The 23740-nt window shown below is 74.6% G+C and carries 18 protein-coding genes and 1 pseudogene; 3 read left to right on the top strand and 16 right to left on the bottom strand.

The window, feature by feature from the left end; translation table 11 throughout:
• Positions 1–195: 195 nt before the first annotated feature.
• The 3 genes from AB0J00_RS06570 to AB0J00_RS06580 all read right to left on the bottom strand — a co-directional run bounded on the left by AB0J00_RS06570 (position 196) and on the right by AB0J00_RS06580 (position 6091).
• Positions 196–630, bottom strand: a complete 435-nt coding sequence (locus tag AB0J00_RS06570; RefSeq protein WP_357741935.1) for a PGPGW domain-containing protein — start codon at positions 628–630, stop codon at positions 196–198.
• A 19-nt stretch (positions 631–649) separates the two neighbouring features.
• Positions 650–5626 carry an NAD-glutamate dehydrogenase gene (locus AB0J00_RS06575; RefSeq protein ID WP_357741938.1) on the bottom strand — a complete coding sequence of 1659 codons (4977 nt, stop codon included), beginning with the start codon at positions 5624–5626 and terminating at the stop codon, positions 650–652.
• Positions 5627–5701: 75 nt separating this feature from the next.
• Positions 5702–6091: a phage holin family protein gene (locus AB0J00_RS06580; protein ID WP_357741941.1), complete on the bottom strand. Its 390-nt coding sequence runs from the start codon at positions 6089–6091 to the stop codon at positions 5702–5704.
• A gap of 372 nt (positions 6092–6463) precedes the next feature.
• On the opposite strand from AB0J00_RS06580, the gene AB0J00_RS06585 reads away from it, so the two are divergent.
• The 3 genes from AB0J00_RS06585 (at position 6464) to AB0J00_RS06595 (ending at position 9642) form a co-directional block, all read left to right on the top strand.
• Positions 6464–7213, top strand: coding sequence for a VTT domain-containing protein (locus tag AB0J00_RS06585; protein WP_357741944.1), 750 nt, complete (start codon positions 6464–6466; stop codon positions 7211–7213).
• 267 nt (positions 7214–7480) lie between these two features.
• Complete coding sequence (locus AB0J00_RS06590; protein ID WP_357741946.1) at positions 7481–8677, top strand: ATP-binding protein; 1197 nt, start codon at positions 7481–7483, stop codon at positions 8675–8677.
• A gap of 29 nt (positions 8678–8706) precedes the next feature.
• Complete coding sequence (locus tag AB0J00_RS06595; RefSeq protein ID WP_357741949.1) at positions 8707–9642, top strand: alpha/beta hydrolase; 936 nt, start codon at positions 8707–8709, stop codon at positions 9640–9642.
• A gap of 7 nt (positions 9643–9649) precedes the next feature.
• Here AB0J00_RS06595 and AB0J00_RS06600 read toward each other — a convergent pair whose 3' ends face one another.
• The 13 genes and pseudogenes from AB0J00_RS06600 to AB0J00_RS06660 form a co-directional block, all read right to left on the bottom strand.
• On the bottom strand, positions 9650–11413 hold the full coding sequence (locus tag AB0J00_RS06600) for a SpoIIE family protein phosphatase (RefSeq protein WP_357741952.1): 1764 nt from the start codon (positions 11411–11413) through the stop codon (positions 9650–9652).
• 100 nt (positions 11414–11513) lie between these two features.
• On the bottom strand, positions 11514–12950 hold the full coding sequence (locus tag AB0J00_RS06605; RefSeq protein WP_357741956.1) for a cation:dicarboxylase symporter family transporter: 1437 nt from the start codon (positions 12948–12950) through the stop codon (positions 11514–11516).
• A gap of 151 nt (positions 12951–13101) precedes the next feature.
• Positions 13102–13587, bottom strand: coding sequence for a hypothetical protein (locus tag AB0J00_RS06610; RefSeq protein ID WP_357741959.1), 486 nt, complete (start codon positions 13585–13587; stop codon positions 13102–13104).
• Complete coding sequence (locus AB0J00_RS06615; RefSeq protein WP_357741962.1) at positions 13584–13946, bottom strand: response regulator; 363 nt, start codon at positions 13944–13946, stop codon at positions 13584–13586. The genes AB0J00_RS06610 and AB0J00_RS06615 overlap by 4 nt, the downstream gene beginning before the upstream one ends.
• Positions 13943–14449 (bottom strand): chemotaxis protein CheX, encoded by a 507-nt coding sequence (locus AB0J00_RS06620; protein WP_357741965.1) that lies wholly within the window; start codon positions 14447–14449, stop codon positions 13943–13945. Before AB0J00_RS06620 ends, AB0J00_RS06615 begins: the two co-directional genes overlap by 4 nt.
• Positions 14446–14829, bottom strand: a complete 384-nt coding sequence (locus AB0J00_RS06625; protein ID WP_357741968.1) for a response regulator — start codon at positions 14827–14829, stop codon at positions 14446–14448. Before AB0J00_RS06625 ends, AB0J00_RS06620 begins: the two co-directional genes overlap by 4 nt.
• A gap of 2 nt (positions 14830–14831) precedes the next feature.
• Complete coding sequence (locus tag AB0J00_RS06630) at positions 14832–15656, bottom strand: CheR family methyltransferase (protein WP_357741971.1); 825 nt, start codon at positions 15654–15656, stop codon at positions 14832–14834.
• Positions 15653–16786: a chemotaxis response regulator protein-glutamate methylesterase gene (locus AB0J00_RS06635; RefSeq protein WP_357741974.1), complete on the bottom strand. Its 1134-nt coding sequence runs from the start codon at positions 16784–16786 to the stop codon at positions 15653–15655. Before AB0J00_RS06635 ends, AB0J00_RS06630 begins: the two co-directional genes overlap by 4 nt.
• Before the next feature lie 153 nt (positions 16787–16939).
• A complete protein-coding gene (locus AB0J00_RS06640; protein ID WP_357741977.1) occupies positions 16940–17854 on the bottom strand; it encodes a hypothetical protein in 915 nt (304 codons plus the stop codon).
• 147 nt (positions 17855–18001) lie between these two features.
• Positions 18002–19633, bottom strand: a complete 1632-nt coding sequence (locus AB0J00_RS06645) for a methyl-accepting chemotaxis protein (RefSeq protein WP_357741980.1) — start codon at positions 19631–19633, stop codon at positions 18002–18004.
• 50 nt (positions 19634–19683) lie between these two features.
• Positions 19684–21285, bottom strand: coding sequence for a methyl-accepting chemotaxis protein (locus AB0J00_RS06650; RefSeq protein WP_357741983.1), 1602 nt, complete (start codon positions 21283–21285; stop codon positions 19684–19686).
• 271 nt (positions 21286–21556) lie between these two features.
• Entirely contained in the window at positions 21557–23170 is a 1614-nt protein-coding gene (locus AB0J00_RS06655; RefSeq protein ID WP_357741986.1) for a methyl-accepting chemotaxis protein, read from the bottom strand.
• A 142-nt stretch (positions 23171–23312) separates the two neighbouring features.
• Positions 23313–23666, bottom strand: a pseudogene (locus tag AB0J00_RS06660) (methyl-accepting chemotaxis protein); the annotation flags it as partial.
• Positions 23667–23740 lie beyond the last annotated feature (74 nt).

Raw genomic sequence — 23740 nt, forward strand, 5'->3', positions numbered from 1 at the left:
ACCTGAGGTCGATGAGGGGAGCGAGTCCCCGTCCTCGTCCGTTGAGCGGGACCCGGTGGTCCGGGCCGGGCACCTCCGTGTGCCCCGAAGAAATGGTGCAGGGTGGTGCGTCACATTTCCGTGAGCGGCGCGCCGCATTTCCGAGAATGGTCGACGACCGCACCCGGGAATGGCCAAGTCGACTCCCCGGAATGGTCAGCGCGCGCCGGCCCCCACGGCGTCGGGCTTCCCGCGGGTGACGCGGGCGTAGACGATCGTGCCGAGCAGGAACAGCCCGGACAGGATCAGCACGACCGCCGTGAACGCGTTCACGAACGGCAGGTCGACGCCGGCCAGCACGACGACCCCGACCGCGAGCAGGGCCAGCGCGCACACCAGCGCGAGCACCGCCTGCAGCGGCCGGCGGCGCACCTGGTCGACGCCCTCGGCCGCCTTCTCCTTCGCCTGGTCCAGCGGCTTGCGCGCCCAGTCGAAGCGGGTGGCCAGCACGGCGAGGCCGGCAGCGATGAGCACGAACCCCGGGCCGGGCAGCACCAGCAGCGCGATGCCGGCCAGGGTGAGGAAGCCGCCGAGCGCGGCGACGACGACGGTCTTCACCGCCCCGGGGTGCCCCGCCGGACGGCGCGCCATGCGCCGTCCGGCCCCGCCGTCAGTGCCCGCGCAGCCCGCGCAGCGTGCGGACCGCGACGACGAGCTCGGCGAGCTCGTGCCGGTCCCCCGCGGCCAGCTCGCCCAGCTGCGCGGCGGCCCGCTGCTGCCCCGGGCTCCAGGCGTCGGCCCACCGGCCCACCAGCTCGTCGGCCGGGTCGTCGTCGCCGTCCCGCAGCCGCAGCACGTCGGCGGTGAGCGCAGCCTGCTCACCGGCCAGGTCGTCGCGCAGCGCGGTGCGCGCGATCGACGGCCAGCGGCGGTCCCGGGGCAGGCCCGTGACCAGCTCGCGCAGCGGCACCAGGCCCAGCCGCTCGGCGAGGCACTGCGACACCCGCCCGGCCTGCGCGATCGGCGCCCCGGTCCGCTCGGCGACCACCGCGAGGTCCAGCGCGGTCGGCAGCAGCGGCGCCGCGGCCACCTCCGCCGCCAGCTGCTCCGGCACCCCGGAGGCCCGCAGCGACGCCGCCCGCTCGGCGTACGCCTCGGCGTCGGCGCCCAGCAGCCAGCCCGGCAGGCCCGCCCGGACGGCGGCCACCGGCCCGGCGAACCGGTCGACCGCGGCGTTGATGCCGGGGGCGGGGTCCGCGGTCAGCTCCGGCACCCGCAGCAGCCAGCGGGTGCCCCGCTCGGCGAGCCGGGTCGCCTCGGTGCGCAGCTGCACCTGGGTCGCGGCGGGCACCCGGTTGTCCAGCTCGCGCGGGGCGTCCCACAGCCGGTCGACGTCGAACACCGCCCGGGCCACCGCGTGCGCCCGCACGACGGCCGGCAGCGGCGCGCCGGTCTCCTCGGCCAGCCGGAACAGCCCGGTCACCCCGGCGACGTTGACCGCGCGGTTGGCCAGCGCGGTCGCCACGATCTCCCGGCGGAGCGGGTGCGTCGACAGCGCGGCCGGGAACCGCCGGCGCAGCGGCGCCGGGAAGTAGCCCGACAGCAGCTCCTCCAGCGCCGGGTCGTCCGGCAGCCCGGAGTGCAGCAGCTCGTCGCCCGCCTCGATCTTGGCGTAGGCGAGCAGCACGCACAGCTCCGGCGAGGTGAGCGCGTTCCCGTCGCGGCGCCGCTCGTCGATCGCCCGGTCGCCGGGCAGCGCCTCGACCGCCCGGTCCAGCCGGCCGGCGCGGCCCAGGTGGCGCATGAACCGCTCGTGCGCGTCCAGCAGCCCGCGGGCCGAGGCGGTCTCCGTCGCCAGCGTCGCGTTCTGCGCGTAGTTGTCGCCGAGCACGCTGGCCGCCACGTCGTCGGCCATCTCCACCAGCAGCCGGGCCCGGCCGACGGCGTCCAGCCGGCCCTCGTCGACCACCCGGTTCAGCGCGATCTTGATGTTGACCTCGTGGTCGGAGGTGTCGACTCCGGCGCTGTTGTCGATGGCGTCGGTGTTCACCCGCCCCCCGGTCAGCGCGTACTCGACCCGCCCGCGCTGGGTGAGCCCGAGGTTGCCGCCCTCCCCCACCACGCGGACGCGCAGCTGCCCGCCGTCCACCCGCACCGCGTCGTTGGCCTTGTCGCCGACGTCCAGGTGGCTCTCCGTGGCGGCCTTCACGTAGGTGCCGATGCCACCGTTGAACAGCAGGTCCACCGGGGCCAGCAGCACCGCCCGCACCAGCTCCGCGGGGCTGAGGTCGGTCACCCCCTCGGCCAGGCCCAGGGCCTGGCGCATCGGCTCGGACACCGGCACCGACTTCGCCGTCCGGGGCCACACGCCGCCGCCGGGGCTGATCAGCGCCCGGTCGTAGTCGGCCCACGACGAGCGGGGCAGCTCGAACAGCCGGCGCCGCTCGGCGTACGACGCGGCCGCGTCGGGAGCGGGGTCGACGAACACGTGCCGGTGGTCGAAGGCCGCCACCAGCCGCAGGTGCTCGCTCAAGAGCATGCCGTTGCCGAACACGTCACCGGACATGTCGCCGATGCCGACGACGGTGACCTCCTGGCTCTGCACGTCGATGCCGAGCTCCCGGAAGTGCCGGGTCACCGACTCCCAGGCGCCGCGGGCGGTGATGCCCATGGCCTTGTGGTCGTAGCCCACCGACCCGCCGGAGGCGAACGCGTCGCCCAGCCAGAACCCCCGCTCGGTGGCGACCGCGTTGGCCAGGTCGGAGAAGGTCGCCGTCCCCTTGTCGGCGGCGACCACCAGGTAGGTGTCGTCGCCGTCGTGCCGCACCACCCGCTCCGGCGGCACGACCTGGCCCTCGACCAGGTTGTCGGTCATCGACAGCAGGGCGCCGATGAACAGCCGGTAGCAGGCCTGGCCCTCGGCCAGCACCTCGTCCCGCGACGCCCCGTCCGCCGGGGGCCGCAGGACGACGAAGCCGCCCTTGGCGCCGGTCGGCACGATGACGGTGTTCTTCACCGTCTGAGCCTTCACCAGGCCGAGCACCTCGGTGCGCAGGTCCTCCGGGCGGTCGCTCCAGCGCAGCCCGCCGCGGGCGACCGCGCCGAAGCGCAGGTGCACGCCGCGCACCCGCGGCGAGCTCACCCACACCTCGCGGGCCGGCCGCGGCTCGGGCAGGTCCGGCACGGTCGCGGGGTGCAGCTTCAGCGCCAGCGGGGCGCCGCCGCCGAGCACCCCGGGCGTGTAGGCCGTGGTCCGCACGGTGGCCTGCACCGCGGCCAGCAGCGCCGACAGCACGCGGTCGGCGTCCAGCGTCTCGACCCGGGCGATCGCCGCCGTCAACGACTCGACCAGCGCCGCCGACCGGGTCTCCCGCCGGGCCGCCCGGTCGGGGTGGAACCGGGTCTCGAACAGCGACACGAGCTGGGCGACGACGTGCGGGTGGGCGGCCAGCACCTCCTCCACGTAGCCGGCCCCGAACGGCAGGCTGCCCTGCCGCAGCCACTGCACGTAGGCGCGCAGCACGGCCACCTGGCGCCAGGTCAGCCCGGCCAGCAGGACCAGCGCGTTGAGCCCGTCGTCCTCGGCGCGGCCGGACCACACCGCCGCGATCGCGTCGGTGAACCGCTCGGCCAGGCTGCCGGGGAAGGGCACCTCGACGTCCGGCGCGGCCAGCCCGAAGTCGTACACCCAGGCCAGCGGGGCGCCGATCCGGTCGATCTCGTACGGCCGCTCGTCGACGACGTCCACGCCCATGTGCTGCAGCACCGGCAGCACGTCCGAGAGCAGCAGCCGCTGCCCCACCCGGTAGACGGTGAGCCGGCGCTCGTCCGGCGCGCCGCCGCGCGGCGTCCACAGCCGGAGGTCCAGCGCGCCCGGTGCCAGCCGGTCCAGCCGGTCCAGGTCCTCGACGGCCGTCCCGGCGGGGAAGTCCTCCTGGTAGGACGCCGGGAAGGCGTCGGCCACCCGGGACAGCACCCGCGGGGCGTCCGCGCCGTGGCGGGTGGCCAGGGCGTCGCCCAGGTCGTCGGTCCAGCTGCGGGCGGCGCCGGCCAGGGCGGCCTCCAGCGCGGGGACGTCGACCTCCGGCAGGGCCGCGCCGCTGCGCCGGCTCACCGGCACCCGCACGACCACGTGCAGCCGGGTGAGCACCGACTCGGTGGAGCGCACCGTGTAGTCCAGGCTGGTGCCGCCCAGGTGCTCCAGCAGCAGCTGCTGCATCGCCAGCCGGACGTGCGTGGTGTACCGGTCGCGCGGCAGGTAGACCAGCGCGGAGAAGAACCGGCCGTACGGGTCGCGGCGGAGGAACAGCCGGGTCTGCCGGCGCTCGCGCAGGTGCAGCACGGCCAGCGCCACCGGGAACAGCTCGTCGACGTCGACCTGCAGCAGCTCGTCGCGCGGGTAGGCCTCCAGCACCCCCAGCAGCTCCTTGCCGGTGTGGCTGTCGGCCGGCACGCCGGAGCGCTCGAGCACGGAGTCCGCGGTGCGCCGCACCAGCGGCACCTCGCGCACGCTGCTGGTGAACGAGCTGCCGGGGAAGAGCCCCACCAGCAGGTGCTGGCGGGGCCGGTCCGCACCCCGAGCCGCCCCACCCGCCGGCAGCGTCACGACGACGAGGTCCAGCCAGGCCGGCCGGTGCACGGTGGAGCGGGCGTCGCCCTTGGTCACCAGCACCCGCGCGTCGCCGAGCACCGCCGGGTCGGCCAGCGCCGGCGGGGCCACCGAGGTCACCCGGTCCCGCGAGCGGCGCAGCACCCCGAGCTCGGTGCCGCGCACCAGCCGGGTGCCGGGGCGGCCGTCCGGGCCGGTCACCAGCTCGACGGCGCGGGCCCCGAGGAAGACGAAGTTGCCGTCGACCAGCCAGCGCAGCAGCGCGGCGGCCTCGGCCGGGTCCTCACCGGGCCGGTCGGCGTCCGGCGCGGCCGGCAGCGCGTCCAGCGCGGCGGCGAGCTCCAGGGCCCGGGCGGCGAGCGCGGCGGAGTCCTCGGTCACCGACCGGACGTCGTCCAGCACGGTGCGCAGCCCGGCCAGCAGGTCACCGGCCGCCTCGTCGTCGACCGAGCCGACCAGCTCCACGGCCATCCACGACTCGGCCAGCGCGTCCGCGCCGCACGCCCCGGCGTCCGCGCTGTCGCAGAACGCGGTCAGCCGCCCCGCCGCGTCCCGGCGGACGACGACGACCGGGTGGACGACGTGGCCGGTGTCCAGGCCCTGCCGCACCACCTCGGCGGTGACCGAGTCGACCAGGAAGGGCATGTCGTCGACGACCACCCGCACGACCGACGACCCGTCGGGACGGCGGTGCAGGTCGAGGACGGCGGTGCCCGCCGGCCGCTCCCCCGCCAGCCGCACGTGGTCCAGGGCCAGCGCGGCCAGCGCCTCCGGCTCGCGGCCGACCACCTCGCCCGCGGGCTCCCCGGACCAGAACCGGTGCAGCAGCGCCGGCAGGTCCGCAGCGCCGCAGCCGGCGGGCAGGTCGGCGTCCAGCCGGTCGCGGGCGGTGGCCGCTGCGCGGTCCAGCAGCCGGTTCTTCTCGTCCTCCGCGGCCTCCAGCGAGGCCATGTCGTCGAGCCGGTCGACCGGGTCCGGACCGGGCTCCGCAGGGTGGTCGGCATCGGGGCGGTCGGAGACGGAACCGGGGCGGACCATGTCCGGCCACGCTAGCCGCCGGGGAGACCGCCGTCACGCGCAGCAGCGCGTCCGCGTGGCGCGCCGCCGCGCGGCTCAGCGGCGGCCGTTGACCTCCAGCGGCAGCACCAGCTCGGCGATCCAGCTGAACAGCGCGATCAGGAACCCGCCGGCCACCGCCGGCCACAGCCCGTCGACCTGCAGCCGGTCGGACAGCGCCGCGGTGATGCCCAGCAGCGCCGCGTTCACCACCAGCAGGAACAACCCGAGCGTGAGCACGACGAAGGGCAGCGAGAGCAGCCGCAGCACCGGGCCGAGCACCGAGTTGACGACGGCGAAGAGCAGCGCCACCCACAGGTACGTGCCGGCCTCGCCGTACCGGCCCCCGGCGGTGTCGACCGTGATGCCGTTCACCAGCCGGGTGACGAAGTAGATGATCACTGCCAGGACGACCACGCGGAGCGCGAACTTCAGGATGGCCTTCACGGCGGGCACGCTAGCGGCCGCACCTGTCCGCAGGCGTCTCTCCCCGCATCTAGCAAGATCTTGCGTCGGCGCTAGACGGGCGCAGACGACCCATGAGGCGACCAGCGCCACAGCCGTTCCCCGGAAGTCCTCCGCCTCCCGCCGGCTTGTACGACGTGCCGGCCCGGGCAGACCCCCGGGCTCCACCCCTCCGTCGCTGCGAGCGACTCCTCGCCGAGAGGCGGCTGACGGGCCGGCCATCGCGCGCCCCGTCGACGTCGCCCGTCGGCGGGGCGTTGCGTACCCGGCCACCCGCGCCTCGTCCCCCTCTCGAGCACCACCACCCCGTGCGGCGTCGTCCTGACCGGCCGGCCGTCCGCACACTGGAGCGCGATGCCCGAGACGCCGACGCCTGGAGCGGCCGCCAGCCGCCCGTCACCCGGCTGGACCGCCCGGCTGCGGCGGCTCCCCCGCCGCGCGGTGCTGCGCAGCCTGGTGCTGGTGCTCCTGGTCGCCGCGGGAGGTCTCGTCGCCCTCCTGGTCGGCGTCCCCTCGATCGGTGCCGTGCGCTCCTGGCTCGACCGCAGTGGCCCGGCCGGCTGGGCCGGGCTGCTGGTGGGCATGTCGCTGATCACGCTGGCCCCCGTGCCGCGGGCCGCGGTCTCCCTGCTGGCCGGCGTCGTCGCGGGCCTCTGGGGCGGCCTCGCCCTGGCGCTCAGCAGCGGCGTGCTCGGCGCCCTGGCCGGCTTCTGGTCGGCGCGCTGGCTGGGGCGCGAGACCGTGACCCGGCTGGCCGGGCCCCGCCTGGCGCGGGCCGACGCCCTGCTCGCCGAGCGCGGCGCGCTGGCGGTGCTGAGCGGGCGGCTGGTCCCCGTCATCCCGTTCACCCTGATCAGCTACGCCAGCGGGCTGTCCGGGATCCGGCCGGGCAGGTACCTCCTCGGTTCGGCGGTGGGGCTGGCGCCGGGCACCCTGCTGCACGTCACGGTGGGCGCGACGGTCGGGACCACTGGGCCCGGGGGCGGGCTGGGGCTGCTGGCCAGCCTCGTCCCGCTGGCCCTGGCGCTCGTCGCCCTGCTCGTGCTGCGTCCCTGGCGGCGTCGCCACCGGTCGCGGCCGTCCCCGGAGTCGAGCTCGATCTAGCGCTCTCTAGGGCAGAGCAAAGAGAGCCGCAGACGGACCTCGCGATCGCTGCTGTGGCTGCTCGCCCATTCGAACACACGTTCGACGATCGTGCTAGCGTTCCGGTCACCGCGAGGGACGACGGTCGGCGGACCCGATCGTCGATGACCGTCTGGACCTGTCTAGCCATCGCGCTAGACGGCCGCAGATGGCCCTCGCGTCGACGACGCATGCCCTGTTCTACGCATGTCTACCGACACAACTAGACGACCCCATACCCTGCTCGACATGGACCCCGTCCGGAACCCGTACGCCCCCGGCGCCGGCCAGCGCCCGCCCGAGCTCGCCGGCCGCGACACCGAGCTGTCGGCGTTCGACGTGGTCCTCGAGCGGATCGCGCACGGCCGCCCCGAGCGCTCCCTGGTGCTCACCGGGCTGCGCGGCGTGGGCAAGACCGTGCTGCTCAACCAGCTGCGCTCCGCCGCGATCAACCGCGGCTGGGGCACCGGCAAGATCGAGGCCCGCCCCGACCAGTCGCTGCGCCGTCCGGTCTCCTCCGCACTGCACATGGCGCTGCGCGAGCTGCGGCACCCCGACCAGGAGTCGATGGACACCGTGCTGGGCGTGGTCAAGGCGTTCGCGCTGCGGGGGGCGGGCGGGTCGGACGGCCCGGCCAAGGTGCGCGACCGCTGGCAGCCGGGCATCGACGTGCCCGCCGGCAGCGGCCGCGCCGACTCCGGGGACATGGAGATCGACCTGGTCGAGCTGCTCAGCGACGCCGCGGGGCTGGCCGCCGACGTCGGCAAGGGCGTGGCGCTGTTCATCGACGAGATGCAGGACGTGCAGCCGCAGGACGTCTCGGCGATCTGCGCGGCCTGCCACGAGCTCTCCCAGCAGGGCGCGCCGCTGATCGTCGTCGGCGCCGGGCTCCCCCACCTGCCGGCGGTGCTGTCGGCGTCCAAGAGCTACTCCGAGCGGCTGTTCCGCTACCTGCGCATCGACCGGCTGGACCGCCCGGCCGCCGACCGGGCGCTGCTCGCCCCGGCCGAGCGGGAGGACGTCACCTTCGAGCCGGCCGCGCTGGACGCCCTCTACGACGCCGCCGACGGCTACCCGTACTTCGTGCAGGCCTACGGGAAGGTCACCTGGGACGTCGCCGCCTCCTCCCCCATCACCGCGGCGGACGTCGCGATGGCCGCGCCGGCCGCCGAGGCAGAGCTGGCCGTGGGCTTCTTCGGCTCCCGGTACGACCGGGCCACCCCCGCCGAGCGGGAGTACATGCACGCGATGGCCGAGCTCGGCGGGCCGCAGGGCAGCCCGGTCGCCACCGCGGAGGTGGCCGCGACGCTGGGCCGCAAGCCGGCGTCCCTCTCCCCCGCCCGCGACTCGCTGATCAAGAAGGGGCTGGTCTACTCCGCCGAGCGCGGGCAGATCGCCTTCACCGTCCCGCACTTCGGCCGGTACCTGCTCAGCCACGCCGAATGAACGCGGGGGCTCGTGGGCAGACTGCCCCCGTGACCACGCCGAGCGACGTCCGTGCCCCCGAGGAGATCCGCGTCCCCGTCGACGGCGGGGAGCTCGCCGCCCTCTACTGGGCCGCCGACGCCCCCGGCGCGCCGCTGGTGGTGCTGCTGCACGACATCACCGGCAACGCCCTGGTGTGGGCCCGGGTGGCCGGGGCGCTGGCCGGCGGGTGCGAGGTCGTGGCGCTGGACCTGCGCGGCCGGGGCGGCAGCGCCGACGTGCCGGGGCCCTACGGGTTGTCCGTGCACGCCGCCGACGTCACCGCGCTGCTGGAGCGCTTCGGGGCCGACCGCGAGGGCGGCGCCGACGCGACCGTGCTGGCCGGTCACGGCATGGGCGCCTTCGTCGCGGCGCTCGCCACCGCCGGCGAGGCCCGCGACCTGGTGCACGGCCTGGTCTTCGTCGACGGCGGCCTGCCGCTCGCCGTCCCGCCGGCCGCGGACGTCGACGACGCGCTCGCCGCCGTGTTCGGCACGGAGCTGGACCGGCTGTCGGCCACCTTCGCCGACGAGGGCGCCGTCCGGGCCTACTGGTCCGGGCACCCGGCCGTGGGGCCGTGGGTCGACGAGCCGGCGGTCACCGCGTTCGTCGCCCGCGACCTCACCGGCACCCCGCCCCAGCTGCGCAGCGGCGTCCACCCGGAGGCGGTGCGGCTCGACGGCGCGGACCTGCTGGACAACGAGCTGGTGCTGGAGGCGACCACCGACCTGCCGGTGCCGGCCACGCTGCTGTGGGCCCCGCGCGGCCCGCAGAGCGAGGCACCCGGGTTCTACGACGAGGTCCGGCTGAGCCGGCTGGGCCTGGACGGCGCGCACGTGACCGCACGCGAGGTGCCCGGCACCGACCACTGGTCGGTGCTGTGGGCCGCCAGCGCGGTCGCCGAGGTCGCCGACGCGGTGCGGACCGCGGCCGACCGGGGTCGCTGACCGGCGGTCAGCTGGTCGCGGGCACCCGCGCGGGCACCCGCTCCGGGCCCGCCTCGGCCGGGCGCGGGGCGTCGACCGGGTGCGCCCGCACCGCCAGCACGGCGACGTCGTCCTCGGCGCCCTCGGCGAGCAGCTCGGCGAGCAGCCCGTCGCACAGCGCCTCCAGCGGCCGGTCGACCAGGCCGGCGAGCGCCCGCCGCAGCCGCTCCCGGCCGGCGTCCAGGTCCGACGCCCGCCGCTCGAACAGCCCGTCGGTGAACATCAGCAGCGTGCTGCCGGCCGGCATCTCCACCAGCCCGTCGGCCCGCTCCGACGTGCCGCCGATGCCCAGCGGCGGGCCCACCGGGGCGGCGAGGTCGACCACCGTGCCGTCGGCCAGCAGCAGCACCGGCATCGGGTGGCCGGCCGACGACCAGCGCAGCTGGCGGACGCCGCGCGCCCGCTGCTGCTCGTCCTGCTCCACCCGCGCGACCATCGCGGTGGCCAGGTTCTGCACGCCCAGGCCGACGACGGCCAGGTCGACCCGGCGCAGCACGTCGGCGGGCGCCTCCTGCCGGTCGTAGGCGATGGCCCGGACCAGCGTCTTGAGCTGGCCCATCGTCGCGGCGGCCTCGAGGTCGTGGCCCATCACGTCGCCGATCACCAGCACGGTGCTGCCGTCGGGCTGCAGGAAGGCGTCGTACCAGTCGCCGCCGATGGCGATGCCCGCGGTGGCCGGCAGGTAGCGCACCGCCAGCTCGAGGTGGTCGGGCTGCACCGGCGCGGACAGCAGGCTGCGCTGCAGCCGCTCGGCCACCCGGCTCTGCGCGGCGGCCAGCCGGGCGTTGTCCAGGGCGAGCGCCGCCCGGCGCGAGGCGACCTCCCCGGTGCGCAGCTCCGCGTCGGTGAACGGGCCGCGGTCGGCGCCGTGCACCAGCGTGATGACACCGAACAGCTCGCCGCGGGCCAGCAGCGGGAACGCCGCGACCGACGACGGCCGCAGGTGCCGCAGCGGCTCGCGTGCCGCCTCGGTGGTCATCGTGGCGATGACCTCGTCGGTGAGGTCTTGCAGGACGACCGGCCGGCCCTCGCGCAGCGCGGTGTTCACCGGGGCGTTGGGGCGGTTGGTGTGCGGGCGCAGGCGGGCGTAGTCGCGGGCCAGCGGCAGCTGGGCGGGGTCGCGGTGCGCCAGCCCGACGTCGCGACGCCGGCCGCCCTCGTCGACGACGCTGACCAGGCACCAGTCGGCGAGCAGCGGCACCACGAGCTCGGCGAACCGCTGCACGGCCTCGTCGGTGTCGGTGGTCGACGTCATGGCGATGTTGATGTCGCCGAGCAGCATCAGGTGCCGGCCGGCCAGCTCGGCGGCCGCAGCGGACTCGGCGGCGCGGGCCGCCTCCTCCTCCCGGGCGGCGACCGCGTCGACCCGGGACTGCTCCACCTGGCGGCGGCGGGTGACGTCGTCGTAGGTGACGACCAGCCCGGCGTCGGTGCGGAAGGCGTCGACCTGGAACCAGGTGCGCAGCGGCTCGAACCACGCCTCGAAGCTCGCCGGCTCGCCGGTGGCGACCACGCGCTCGTAGTGCTCGGAGAACGGGCTGCCGACCGCCTCGGGGAACTCGTCCCAGACGACGCGGGTCAGCAGCTCCTCGACCCGGCGGCCGAGCACCTCGGCGCCGGCCCGGTTGATGTAGCTGAACCGCCAGTCGGCGTCGAGGACGAAGAGCGGCCGCTGCATGCCCTCGACGGCCTGCAGGAGCAGGTCGCCGGGCGCAGCGCCCACCCCTGTCATGGCACCACTGTGCCTCATCGGGGGGCACCTGCCCCACAACCGCGCTCCTGCGGCCCGGCGCCGGTCGCCCGGACGGGTGACGCGGGCGGCCGGGTCGTGCTCAGCGGACCGGGCGGGCGGCCAGGTCGCGCTGCTCCGACTGGGCCTCCTCGGCCGGCACCTCGCCGTCGCGCCGCTCGCCGTGCGCGTCGGACTCCAGCAGCGTGGCCTCGTCGAACGGCCGCCGGCCGGCGAGCACCTCGGTGAGCTGGTCGCGGTCGAGCTCGTGGGTCCAGTTCGCGACCAGCACGGTGGCGATGGCGTTGCCGGCGAAGTTGGTCAGCGCGCGGGCCTCGGACATGAACCGGTCGATGCCGACGATGAAGCCGACGCCGTCCAGCAGCTCGGGGCGGTGCGAGGACAGGCCGCCGGCGAGGGTGGCCAGCCCCGCCCCGGTGACGCCGGCCGCGCCCTTGGACGCGACCACCATGAACACCAGCAGGCCGATCTGCGCGCCGAGCGACAGCGGCTCACCGAGCGCCTCGGCGATGAACAGCGAGGCCATCGTCAGGTAGATCGCAGTGCCGTCGAGGTTGAACGAGTACCCCGTCGGCACGACGATGCCGGCCACCGGCCGGCTCACGCCGACGTGCTCCATCTTGGCGATCAGCCGCGGCAGCGCGGTCTCCGACGAGGACGTCGAGACGATGAGCAGGAACTCCTTGCCCAGGTACCGCAGCAGCTGCAGCACGTTGACCCGGGCGGCGAACCACAGCACCAGCCCCAGCACCACGAGGACGAACACGATGCACGTCGCGTAGAAGCTGAGCATCAGCACCAGCAGGCTGGTCAGCGCGTCGGCGCCGGTGGCCCCGACCACGGCCGCGATCGCGCCGAAGGCACCCACCGGGGCGAGCCACATGACCATCGCGAGCACGCGGAACACCAGCTTCTGCAGGTGGCCGATCCCGCGGAGCACCGGCTCGCCCGCCGTCCCCATGGCCTGGACGGCGAAGCCGACCAGCAGGGCGACCAGCAGCGCCTGCAGCACCGAGCCGGAGGTGAGCGCGGACAGCAGCGTGGTGGGGATCAGGCTCAGCACGAAGCCGCTGAAGCCGCCCTCGGACTCGGCCTCACCGGCGTACCGCTCGCCGCTGCTGCGCAGCTCGTCGGTGAGCTGGAGGCCGTCGCCGGGGTGGATGACGTTGCCGATGACCAGCCCGATCGCCAGCGCGACGGTCGACATGAGCAGGAACCAGGCCAGCGCGATGCCGCCGACCCGGCCCACCTGGGCCGCCTGCCGGATCGAGCCGATGCCCAGCACGATCGTGCAGAAGATGACCGGGGCGATGAGCATCTTGATCAGCGCGACGAAGGCGTCGCCGATCCACTTGAGGTCCGTCGCGAAGTCCGGGAAGAGCAGGCCGACGCCGATGCCCAGCGCGACGGCGACGACCACCGCCGGGTACAGCCAGTGGGTGCGGTCCCGGTGCTGTCGCGCCGGTGGCGTGCCGGCGTCGTGCCCGGCGTCGGCGGCGGGGGTGCTCCCAGTGGCCATGACAGCTCCTGTGCGCTCGGTGTGCGTGCGCGGTGATCTTCCCGCCGGGAGCGGCGGTCCGCAGGTCCAGGAGCCGGACGCGACGGGACCCGGGGAGCCACCGTGGTGGCTCCCCGGGTCCCGGGGGTCGAGCGGTCGAGCGGTGGGACCGTCAGTGCGCCAGCACGACGGACAGGTCGCCCGAGCCGTAGCCCGCCACGTCGACCCGCAGGTCGATGCGGTTGAAGGCGGCGGCCAGCCCGGCGATGTCGCCCGGCACGGCGTCGCCCGGGGCGATCAGCTGGTGCAGCTTCGAGTGGTTGACGCCCTCGCCGTTGAACATCGACGCGGCGATGTTCACGACCTCGTACAGGGCCTCGAGGTGCATCGGGTAGAGCTCGCCCTCGTCGATGGCGTCCTCCAGCCCGCCCTTGGGCAGCAGGGCCAGCGCGCCGGCGAGCCAGGCACCCAGCCGCAGGTCGACCAGGACCAGGGCGGTGGTCGCCATGGTCGGGTCGACGTACACGGCGACGGCGGGCTTGTCGTTCAGCGAGACCGGCTCGCCGGGGGAGACCACGACGTCCTTGCCGAAGAGGCCCTCGAACAGGTCGCGGACGTCCTTGGCGGTCGGGAGCGGCGCGGGGACCACGGCGGTCACGCGATCACCCCGTCCAGCGCGTCCTTGAAGGTGTCCTCGTTGAACGGCTTGGCGATGAGGAACAGGGCGCCGGCGTTGGCCGCCTTCTCCCGCATCTCCGGGGAGCCCTCCGAGGTCACGAAGCCGAAGGGCACCTGCGAGCCCGACGCGCGCAGCGCCTGCAGGCACTCGATGCCGGTCATGTTCGGCATGTTCCAGTCGGACAGGACCAGGTCGGGGGACTCCGAGCCCACCTTCGCCAGGCACTGGGCGCCGTCCTCGGCCTCGACGATGTCGTGGTCGTCGTAGCCCGCCTGGCGCAGGGTGCGGATGACGATCTGCCGCATGACGCGGCTGTCGTCGGTCACCAGGATCTTCACAGCGGCTTCTCCTCGTTCCGCTCGGCGTGCGGGGCCACGGCGGTCCCCTGCACGGTGATGGTCAGGAACTGACCGCGCCACTGGCCGGCGACGCGGCAGACGTCGTCCAGCCGGCCGGTGGCCGGCGCGGACCCGATCTGGGGGAGGCCCAGCCGGGACTCACCCGGCAGGACGCTCTTGATGTTGCCGCCGAGCACGTTGGCGAGCTCGCCGAGGGCGTCCTTGACGTCCTCCGCGTCCACGTCGGCCGGCGGGTGGAACATGAGGACGCTCTGGGTGAGCGCCTCGGCGGTGGCCGGCGCGCAGGTCACCACGACCGAGCCGGTCCACGGCCCGGTGATGTCGACCCAGGCGCTGACGACCTCGGCCGGCGGGGGCACCGGCACGGGGACGAAGGCCTCGCCGTCGCCGACCAGGGTCGGCCACACCTCGTCGGCGATGGCCTGCACCGTCGACGTCTCCAGCAGCGCGGTGATCGGCTGCGCGGTCTGCGCGGCGGTCATGCGGGCAGCCCTTCCGTGAGCAGGCCGAGCATGGCGAGCTTGTCGCGCATCGCGTCGGCGGTGAACGGCTTGATCAGGTACTCGTGGGCCCCGGCGGCCAGCGCCTTGACGATCTGGCCGGTCTCGCTCTCGGTGGTGACCATCATCAGCGTCACCTGCCGGTAGGCCGGGTTGGCCCGCACGGCGAAGACGAACTGCAGCCCGTCCATCACCGGCATGTTCCAGTCGATGCAGCAGAGGTCGGGGACGTACCCCTCCTCCAGCACGTCGAGGGCCTGGCGTCCGTCCCCCGCTTCTCGGACCTCGAAGCCGAGGTCGGTCAGGATGGAACCGACGATGCGCCTCATGGCGCGGGAGTCGTCGATCACGAGCGCTCGCATGGTCAGGACCCCTTCCGCGGGCGGTAGGCGGAGCCGCGGCCGACGACGACCCGCTCCCAGTTGTCGTCGACACCGAGGGTGGTCTCGGCAGCGCCCAGGAACAGCCAGCCGTCCGGGCGCATGATCTGGCGGACGCGCTGCAGGATCCCCTGCTTGGTCGCCAGGTCGAAGTAGATGAGGACGTTGCGCAGGTAGACGACGTCGAACGGCCCCAGGCGGGGGAACGGCGTCGCGAGGTTGCACTCGCTGGCCTGCACCATGCGGCGCAGCGTCGGCGAGATCTCCCACTCGTTGCCGGCCCGGGTGAAGTGCCGGACGAGCATCGCCGCGGGCATGCCGCGGTTGATCTCCAGCTGGCTGAACCGGCCGGCCCGGGTGCGCTCGACCATCTCCCGCGACAGGTCCGTCGCGGTGATCGACACCCGGGTGGCGGCGTCGGGCAGCGCGTCGGCCAGCAGCATCGCGATGGTGTACGGCTCCTGCCCGCTGGAGCAGGCGGCCGACCAGATGTTGATCCGCTCGTGCGGCCCGCGGGCGGACAGCAGCGAGGGCAGCACCGTGCCGGTCAGCGCGGTGAACGGGTCGCCGTCGCGGAACCAGGAGGTCTCGTTGGTGGTCAGCGCCTCGACGATCCGGCGGGTGCTGGCGGCGTCGGGCCGGCTGCGCACCGACTCGACCAGCTCGCTGACGCCGGGCAGGCCCAGCTGCTGGGCCATCGGCAGCAGGCGCGCCTCGACGAGGTACTCCTTGCCGGGCTGGAGGACGATCGCGCTCTCCCGGTGCACCAGCTGGCGCACCCAGTCGAAGCTCGTCGCGGTGAGCGTCATCGGAGACCTCCGGTGGTCACGCGGGCCCGGACGCCGGGCAGCACGCCGGCTGTCGGCCGGTGGACGGGCAGGTGGCGGACGATCGTCTCGGCGACCCGGTCGAGCGGCACGACCTCGTCGGCGAAGCCGGCCTGGGTGACCGCGCCCGGCATGCCCCACACCACCGAGGTGGCCTGGTCCTGGGCGATCACGGTGCCGCCGGCCTCGCGGATCTGGCCGGCGCCGACCTTGCCGTCGGAGCCCATGCCGGTGAGGACGACGCCGAGCACCGCCCCGCCGTAGGCGGCGACCGCCGAGCGGAACAGCACGTCGACGGCGGGCCGGCAGAAGTTCTCCGGCGGGCCCTGGTCCAGGTGCGTCTGCTTGCTGCGCCCGGCGGCGGCGACCGTCAGGTGCCAGTCACCGGGGGCGATGTGCACGGTGCCGGGGACCAGCGGGGTGCCGGCGACCGCCTCGACGACGGTCAGCGGGCACAGCCGGTCCAGCCGCTGGGCGAACTGCCGGGTGAACACCGGCGGCATGTGCTGGGTGAGCAGCACCGGCACCGGCAGGTTCGCCGGCAGCGCCGGGAGGACCTTGGCCAGCGCCTCGGGGCCCCCGGTGGAGGAGCCGATCACCAGGACGGCCGGCTCCTGCCGGGCGACGGTGCGCGGCGCCGGCGGGCGCGGGGCGACCGGGGCAGGCGCCGGGGCGCTCGAGGTGAGCGGCCGGCCGGTGAGGGCCTTGATCTTGGGGATGAGCTGCTGGCGGACGCTCTCCATGGACTGCGCGACGCTGCCGACGTTGGCCGGCTTCGTGACGTAGTCGTTCGCCCCGCCGGACAGCGCGTCCAGGGTGGCGGAGGCGCCCCGCTCGGTGAGCGTGCTGAACATGATGATCGGGACGCGGCTGCGCTCGCGCCCGCCCTGGCCGGCGCGGATGGCCCGCACGGCCTCGATGCCGTTCATCTCCGGCATCTCGATGTCCATGGTGACCAGGTCGGGCTTGAGCTGCTCGAGCTTGCCCAGCGCGACCTTGCCGTTCACGGCTGTGCCGACGACCTGGATGGCCGGGTCCTCGGAGAGGACGTCGGTGACGATCTTGCGGACGACGACCGAGTCGTCGACCACCATGACCTTGATCGGTTCCACGCGCTCCCCCGCTGCCGTTGTTGCCGGCCATCGGGCCGTGCACAACTCTCATCGGCAGCAGGTGGGGCGTGCTTGAGTGCTTTCCCGGGCGGAAGTTGCCAGGAAAGCGCGCGTCTGGTGGAGGGACGCGCGGCCGCGGGACGTGCGCGGGGGCTACTGGCCGGTCGGCAGCGGCCGGCCGGTGACGACCGCCCACGGCTCGCCGAGGACGGCGAGCGACTCGGCGTCGAGCAGGTCGGCCATGGCCACGCCCTGCACGCAGCCGGCGATCGCGTTCCACACGCCCTCGGCGCCGTCGCGGCTGGTCAGGCCGCTCTCGGCGAAGGCCTGGACGGCGAGCAGCTGGGCCGCCGCGAGCACCCGCGTGCGACCGGAGACGTGCGCGGCCCAGGCGGCGCCGTGCATCGCCGCGGCCCACGGCCGGCGCTGGGTGCGCACCGCGTCGACGGCGATCCGCCACCGGCGGCAACCGGCCTCGTCCAGCCCGCGGACGGCGGTCAGCACCTCGCCGACCCCCTCGGTCGCGGGGCCGAGGTCGGGGCGCGGCGGGGCGAACAGCGCGGTGGCGGCGGTGTAGGGCTCGGTGAGCTCGCGCCGGACGGCGGGGTCCAGGCCCCCGGCCGCCCACCAGCCGGTGGCGGCGTCGGAGAGGACGTCGGCGGCGGCCGCGGTCACGGCCGGGTGCAGGTCCGCGGCCACGGCGTGCTCGGCGCCGAGGACGTCGTCCCGGACGAGGCGCTCCAGCGCCGGGGTGTTGCCGATGGTCCCCTGCTCGAGGAGGGTGGCCAGCCGGGCCGCGCGGGCGTCGCCGTCGGTGAGCTCGGCCGGCACGTTGCGCAGCTGGGGCGCGCCGCCGGCGGCCAGCTCGTGGGCGCGGCGGGCGCGGACGGCGAGCGCGGCCCGCTCGTGCGCCGACCGGCCGTGGCCGCGGTGCGCGGCCGCCAGCCGCTGCAGGGTGGGGACGTCGGCGCCCAGGCCGGTCAGCAGCACGTCGGCGACCTGCCCGCCGGCGGGCAGGCGGACCAGGTCGAAGCCCAGCGTCGCAGCGCTGACCAGGGAGTAGGGCACGGGTCGCCTCCAGGAGAAGTGGTCTCCCCATCGTGGGGAAACCGGCTCCGAAGCGCCACGCGGCCGTCACCCGGGCGGCGGACCGCGATCGGGTGACGGCCGCGCGTTCACGCCGATCCGTCAGTCACTGCTCACGCAGCGTCAGCATCAGTAGGTGAACCGGCCCACCGCCACGCGCAGGTCGGTCGACATCCGGGACAGCTCGTCGACGGCGGCCTGCGTCTGCGCCAGCGCCTGGGTGGTCGACCCGGCTGCGGTGGAGACACCGGTGATGTTCTGCGCGATCTCCGTCGACCCGCCGGCGGCCTCCTGCACCGACCGGCTCATCTCGTTCGTCGTCGCGGTCTGCTCCTCCACCGCGCTGGCGATGGTCAGCTGGAAGTCGTTGATGCTGCCGATCGTCTCGCTGATCCCGCCGATCGCCGCCACCGCCCTCGCGGTGTCGGCCTGGATGGCCTCCACCTTCCGTGCGATGTCCTCGGTCGCCTTGGCCGTCTCCTGCGCCAGCTCCTTGACCTCGTTGGCGACCACCGCGAAGCCCTTGCCGGCCTCCCCGGCCCGGGCCGCCTCGATGGTGGCGTTCAGCGCCAGCAGGTTGGTCTGCTCGGCGATGCTCGTGATCGTCTTGACGACGGCGCCGATCTCCTGGCTGGAGGTGCCCAGCTTCTCGATCGTCGCCGTGGTGTCCTGCGCCTCGGTCACCGCCGCCGCGGCCACCCGGGCGGCCTCGTTGGCGTTCTGGGAGATCTCCCGGATCGAGGCACCCATCTGCTCGGCACCCGCGGCCACCGTGGCCACGTTCCGCGACACCTCCTCCGCCGCCGAGGACACGACGCCGGACTGCGCCGAGGTCTCCTCCGCCGACGCCGAGATCTGCGCCGAGGACGCCGACAGCTCCTCCGACGACGCCGCCACGGCGTCCGCCGACTCCGCGATCCCCGCGAGGGTCCGGCCGATGCTGCCGGCGGCCTCGTTGAGCGCCCGGGCCATCTGGCCCACCTCGTCGTCGCCGGTCACCGGCACCCGCACCGTGACGTCCCCGGCCGCCATGACCTGCAGCCCGTCGCGCACCTGGCGCACGCCGCGGACGATCCCGCGGGAGATGAACCACGACAGCGCGATGCCGAGCGCCAGGACGACGACCGCCACCAGCACGGTGGCCAGCCGGGTGACCTGCTCGAGGTGGTCGCTGTCGCTGCGCAGCTGCTGCACCCGGGTGTCGACCGACGCGACGAGGTCGTTCATCCCGCCGTCCAGCACGTAGTAGATGTCCCACTTGTCGCCGGTGGAGACCGCGTCGCCCTCGTCGAGCCGGCCGGCCTGCCACAGCTGGAAGATCTGCTCGTTGAACTGCGCCATCTTCGGCCACTGCTGCTCGACGACGTCGAGGCTCGCGCGGCCCTTCGCGCTGAGCAGGCTGCGGTCGATCGTGAACAGCTTCTCGAACTCGGCGGCGGCGGCCCGGTAGGTCTTGACGTTGTCACCGGCCGGGTCGGCCGCCGTCGCGCCGCCGTCCACGCGGCTCTTCCACGCGGTGATGTTCTGCCAGTTGGTCGCCCACAGCAGCTGGTACTTGGCCTCGAGCACGTCGTGCTGGACGTCGACGGCGGCGTCGATGTCCCGGTCCATCGCGCTGGACCGCTGCTGGGAGTACAGGGCGGTGCCGCTGACCAGCAGCAGCCCGGCCATCACCACGGCGGCCAGCGCGGCGATCCGGGTGCCGATCCCCCGGTCCCGCCACCAGCGCCGCGTGGTGCTCCGTGCGGTCAGGTCGGACATGTCGGTTCTCTCTCCTCGTGCGTGGGGTGCGGGGTGAGCAGTGCGGGGGCTCAGAAGGAGAAGCGGCCCACGGTGCCGCGGAGGTCCGACGCCATCCGGGACAGCTCGTCGACGGCCAGCCGGGTCTGGGACAGCGCCTGGGTGGTGGCACCGGCCGCGGTCGAGACGCCGACGATGTTGGTGGCGATCTCGGTGGAGCCGCCCGCGGCCTCCTGCACCGAGCGCGACATCTCGTTGGTGGTGGCGGTCTGCTCCTCGACGGCGCTGGCGATGGTCAGCTGGAAGTCGTTGATCGAGCCGATGACGCCGGAGATGCCGCCGATCGCCTCGATGGCCCGGGTCGTGTCGGCCTGGATGGCCTCGACCCGCCGCGCGATGTCCTCGGTGGCCCGCGCGGTCTCCTGCGCCAGCTCCTTGACCTCGTTGGCGACCACCGCGAAGCCCTTGCCGGCCTCCCCGGCCCGCGCGGCCTCGATGGTGGCGTTCAGGGCCAGCAGGTTGGTCTGCTCGGCGATGCTCGTGATCGTCTTGACCACCGCGCCGATCTCCTGCGAGCTGGTGCCCAGCTTCTCGATCGTGGCCGTGGTGGCCTGCGCCTCGGTGACCGCCTGGGCGGCGACCCGGGTGGCCTCGTTGACGCTCTGGCTGATCTCCCGGATGGCCGAGCCCATCTCGTCCGCCCCCGCCGCGACGGTCGCGACGTGCCGGCTGACCTCCTCGGCGGCCGAGGAGACGACGCCGGACTGGGCGGAGGTCTCCTCCGCGGACGCCGAGATCTGCGCCGAGGAGGCGCTCAGCTCCTCCGAGGCGGCGGCGACGGCGTCGGAGGAGGAGACGACGGTGGCCATGACCGCACGGAGGCTCTCCTGGGCCTCGGCCAGCGAGGTCGCCATCCGGCCGATCTCGTCGTGGTCGCGGGCCTCCGGGGTGACGGTGAGGTCACCCCGGGCCAGGGCCTGGACGGCGGCCTGGACCGAGCGGACCGTGCTGGTGATCCGGCGGACCACCAGCAGCCCGAGCGCGCCGGCCACCAGGATCGAGGCGGCGGCGATCGACAGCAGCAGGGTGACGGTCCTGCTCGTCTCCTCCTCGCTGGCGGCGTTGCGCGAGGCGGCGACCTTCGACTGGGCCTGGCCCTCGGCCTCGAGCCCGTCGGCCACCACGGTGAACTGGCCCTTGAGCTGGTCCCGCAGCACGGCGGCGAAGGCGGCGGTGTCCCCACGGTCGGCGGTGGGGAAGAGGGCCGTGGAGGCGATCTGCTGCACCGCGTCCCGGGCGGTGCCGAAGGCGGTCATCGACTCCTGGTCGACGATGGCCGGGGTGTAGGCCTCCAGCGCGGTGTCGACGTCGGCCAGCTTCTCGTCCATCTCGCCCTTGAGCTCCTGCCGGCGGGCGGCGTCAGAGACGCCGTACTCCAGCAGGCGGGCGCGGTAGGCGGCCCACGCCCGCTGCACGGCGGCGAGGTCGTTGAGCGGCTTGAGGTTCTCCGCGTAGATCTGCTCCTGCGCGTCGCGCAGGTCGTGGACCCGGCTGACGGCCAGCCCGTTGGTGCCCAGGACGACGGCGCCCAGGACGGCCAGGACGACGCCCAGCTTCAGCCCGATGGGGCGGTCGGTGAACCAGTTCCACCACCGGCGGGGACGAGTGTTCATGGTGCGTTTTCCTCCGAGTGCTCGTCGTGCGCGGACACCACTTCCAGCCGGTGGTGCCGCTGTGACCGGTGGTGCGTACGAGGAGTGTGTCGACGCGGGACCCGCCCCGTCGCACAATTCCGGCCGTGTCGCAGAACGGCGTCCGAAAAAGGTCGGTGACCGTTCGCGGACATTTCTTTGTCGACTCGGGGAATGGTGCGGGAAATGGCACGGCCGCCGCACCCGGAGGTGCGGCGGCCGTGGGGGAGGAGCGCCCGGGAAAGGGCCCGGGTCAGTAGGTGAAGCGGCCCACCGTGGTGCGCAGCTCGGCGGCCATCCGGGACAGCTCGTCGACCGCCACCCGGCTCTGCGTCATCGCCTGGGTGGTGGCGCCGGCCGCCGCGGAGACGCCGGTGATGTTGGTGGCGATCTCGGTGGACCCGCCCGCGGCCTCCTGCACCGACCGGGACATCTCGTTGGTGGTGGCGGTCTGCTCCTCCACCGCGCTGGCGATGGTGAGCTGGAAGTCGTTGATCGAGCCGATCGTCTCGCTGATGCCGCCGATGGCGGAGACGGCCTTGGCGGTGTCGGCCTGGATGGCCTCCACCTTGCGGGCGATGTCCTCGGTCGCCCGCGCGGTCTCCTGGGCCAGCTCCTTGACCTCGTTGGCCACGACCGCGAAGCCCTTGCCGGCCTCCCCGGCCCGCGCGGCCTCGATGGTGGCGTTGAGCGCCAGCAGGTTCGTCTGCTCGGCGATGCTCGTGATGGTCTTGACGACGGCGCCGATCTCCTGCGAGCTGGTGCCCAGCGCGGTGATCGTCTGGGTGGTCGACTGCGCCTCGGTCACCGCGGCAGCGGCCACCCGGGCGGCCTCGTTGGCGTTCTGGCTGATCTCCCGGATCGACGCGCCCATCTGCTCGGCCCCCGCGGCCACGGTCGCGACGTTGCGGGAGACCTCCTCGGCGGCCGAGGAGACGACACCGGACTGCGCCGAGGTCTCCTCCGCCGACGCCGAGATCTGCGCCGACGAGGCGCTCAGCTCCTCCGAGGAGGCCGCGACCGCGTCGGCCGAGCCGACGACCGAGGTCACCAGCGCCCGCAGGCTCTCCCGGGCGCTGTCGAGGGCGGCGGCCATCCGGCCCACGTCGTCCCGCTGGTCGATCCCGGTCGCCGCGGTGAGGTCGCCCTCGGCGAGGCGCTCGGCCGAGCGCCGGACCCGGGTGAGCGCGCCGGCGATCGCCCGGGCGGTGAGGGCACCCAGCCCCAGGGCCAGCAGGCCGCCGAGGACGACCACCAGCAGCAGGACCAGCCGGGTCGAGCCGTATGCGGCCCGGGCGTCGGTCGCGCTCTGCTGGGCGATCTTCCCCTGCAGGGCCGAGAGCCCCTGCAGGTCGTCGACGACCTTGGCCCCCGCGGGCGTGACCGTGGTGGCGCGGAACTGGGTGAACTCGGGCGTGTTGGTCTTGCCCGCCGCGGCGAGCGCCTCCAGCTGGGCGCCGGCCTCGATGTACGCGTCGTAGTCGGTCATCGCCTGGGTGAGCGCGGAGCGGGCGGCGGCCGTCGGCGCGGTCTCGCGCAGCAGCCGGGCGGCGGCGTCCTTGAGCTCCTGGCGGGCGGCGTCCCGCTGGGCCAGGAAGTCCTTCTTGGCCGCGGGGTCGGCCGAGTAGGTCGAGTTGGTCGAGGCGAACCGGTTGTTGAGGAACTGGAACCGCATCTCGTCGGCGAGCTGGGCGCCCCGGACGTTCTGCGCGTACATGTCCTCGGTGCGGTCGGCCGTCGCGGACAGCGAGGTGAGGCCCACCACCCCGACGACGGCGGCGACGAGCACGGCGACCGCCACGGCCAGCGTGATCTTCGTGGTGACGCCGAGGTCGCGGACTCGGGTCCACGGACGCGCTGACTTCACGGTGGTGCTCCTGACGTGATCGGGTCTCTTCTGTGCGGTCATGGTGGCGGCCCGACCGCCCGGTCCGCAGTTCCTGGAATGCGTGTCCCGCCATTTCCGAAAATGGCGCGACGACCATTCCGGAATGGCGCCATGTCGACTCGGAGCCGCCGGCGGTCTCCTGCACCGAGCGCGACATCTCGTCGGTGGTCGCGGTCTGCTCCTCCACCGCGCTGGGGACGGTCAGCTGTACGTCGTCGATCTGCCCGATGACGCCGCTGGTCCGGCCGATCGCGTGGACCGCGGACGAGGTGCCGCCCTCGATCGCCTCCACCCGGCGGGCGATGTCCTCGGTCGCCGTCGCCGTCTCCTGCGCCAGCTCCTCGACCTCGTCGGCGACCACCGCGAAGCCCGTGCCGGCCTCCCCGGCCCGCGCCGCCTCGTCGGCGTTCCGGCTGGTCTCCCGGATCGACGCGCCCATCTGCTCGGCACCCGCGGTCACCGTCGCGGCGTTCCGCACACCTCGCCGGCGACCAGCACGCCGAGCGCCAGCCGGCGCTGACGCCGATGAGGTCGTCCTGCGCCCGGGTG

Origin of the sequence: Modestobacter sp. NPDC049651 (genome assembly GCF_040659695.1) — a bacterium.
In the GTDB taxonomy this organism is placed as follows: domain Bacteria; phylum Actinomycetota; class Actinomycetes; order Mycobacteriales; family Geodermatophilaceae; genus Modestobacter.

Coding starts and splice junctions, on each gene's coding strand:
- AB0J00_RS06570 (WP_357741935.1), bottom strand. CDS start 630: ATGGCGCGCCGTCCGGCGGGGCACCCCGGGGCGGTGAAGACCGTCGTC.
- AB0J00_RS06575 (WP_357741938.1), bottom strand. CDS start 5,626: ATGGTCCGCCCCGGTTCCGTCTCCGACCGCCCCGATGCCGACCACCCT.
- AB0J00_RS06585 (WP_357741944.1), top strand. CDS start 6,464: ATGCCCGAGACGCCGACGCCTGGAGCGGCCGCCAGCCGCCCGTCACCC.
- AB0J00_RS06590 (WP_357741946.1), top strand. CDS start 7,481: ATGGACCCCGTCCGGAACCCGTACGCCCCCGGCGCCGGCCAGCGCCCG.
- AB0J00_RS06600 (WP_357741952.1), bottom strand. CDS start 11,413: ATGACAGGGGTGGGCGCTGCGCCCGGCGACCTGCTCCTGCAGGCCGTC.
- AB0J00_RS06605 (WP_357741956.1), bottom strand. CDS start 12,950: ATGGCCACTGGGAGCACCCCCGCCGCCGACGCCGGGCACGACGCCGGC.
- AB0J00_RS06620 (WP_357741965.1), bottom strand. CDS start 14,449: ATGACCGCCGCGCAGACCGCGCAGCCGATCACCGCGCTGCTGGAGACG.
- AB0J00_RS06625 (WP_357741968.1), bottom strand. CDS start 14,829: ATGCGAGCGCTCGTGATCGACGACTCCCGCGCCATGAGGCGCATCGTC.
- AB0J00_RS06630 (WP_357741971.1), bottom strand. CDS start 15,656: ATGACGCTCACCGCGACGAGCTTCGACTGGGTGCGCCAGCTGGTGCAC.
- AB0J00_RS06645 (WP_357741980.1), bottom strand. CDS start 19,633: ATGTCCGACCTGACCGCACGGAGCACCACGCGGCGCTGGTGGCGGGAC.
- AB0J00_RS06650 (WP_357741983.1), bottom strand. CDS start 21,285: ATGAACACTCGTCCCCGCCGGTGGTGGAACTGGTTCACCGACCGCCCC.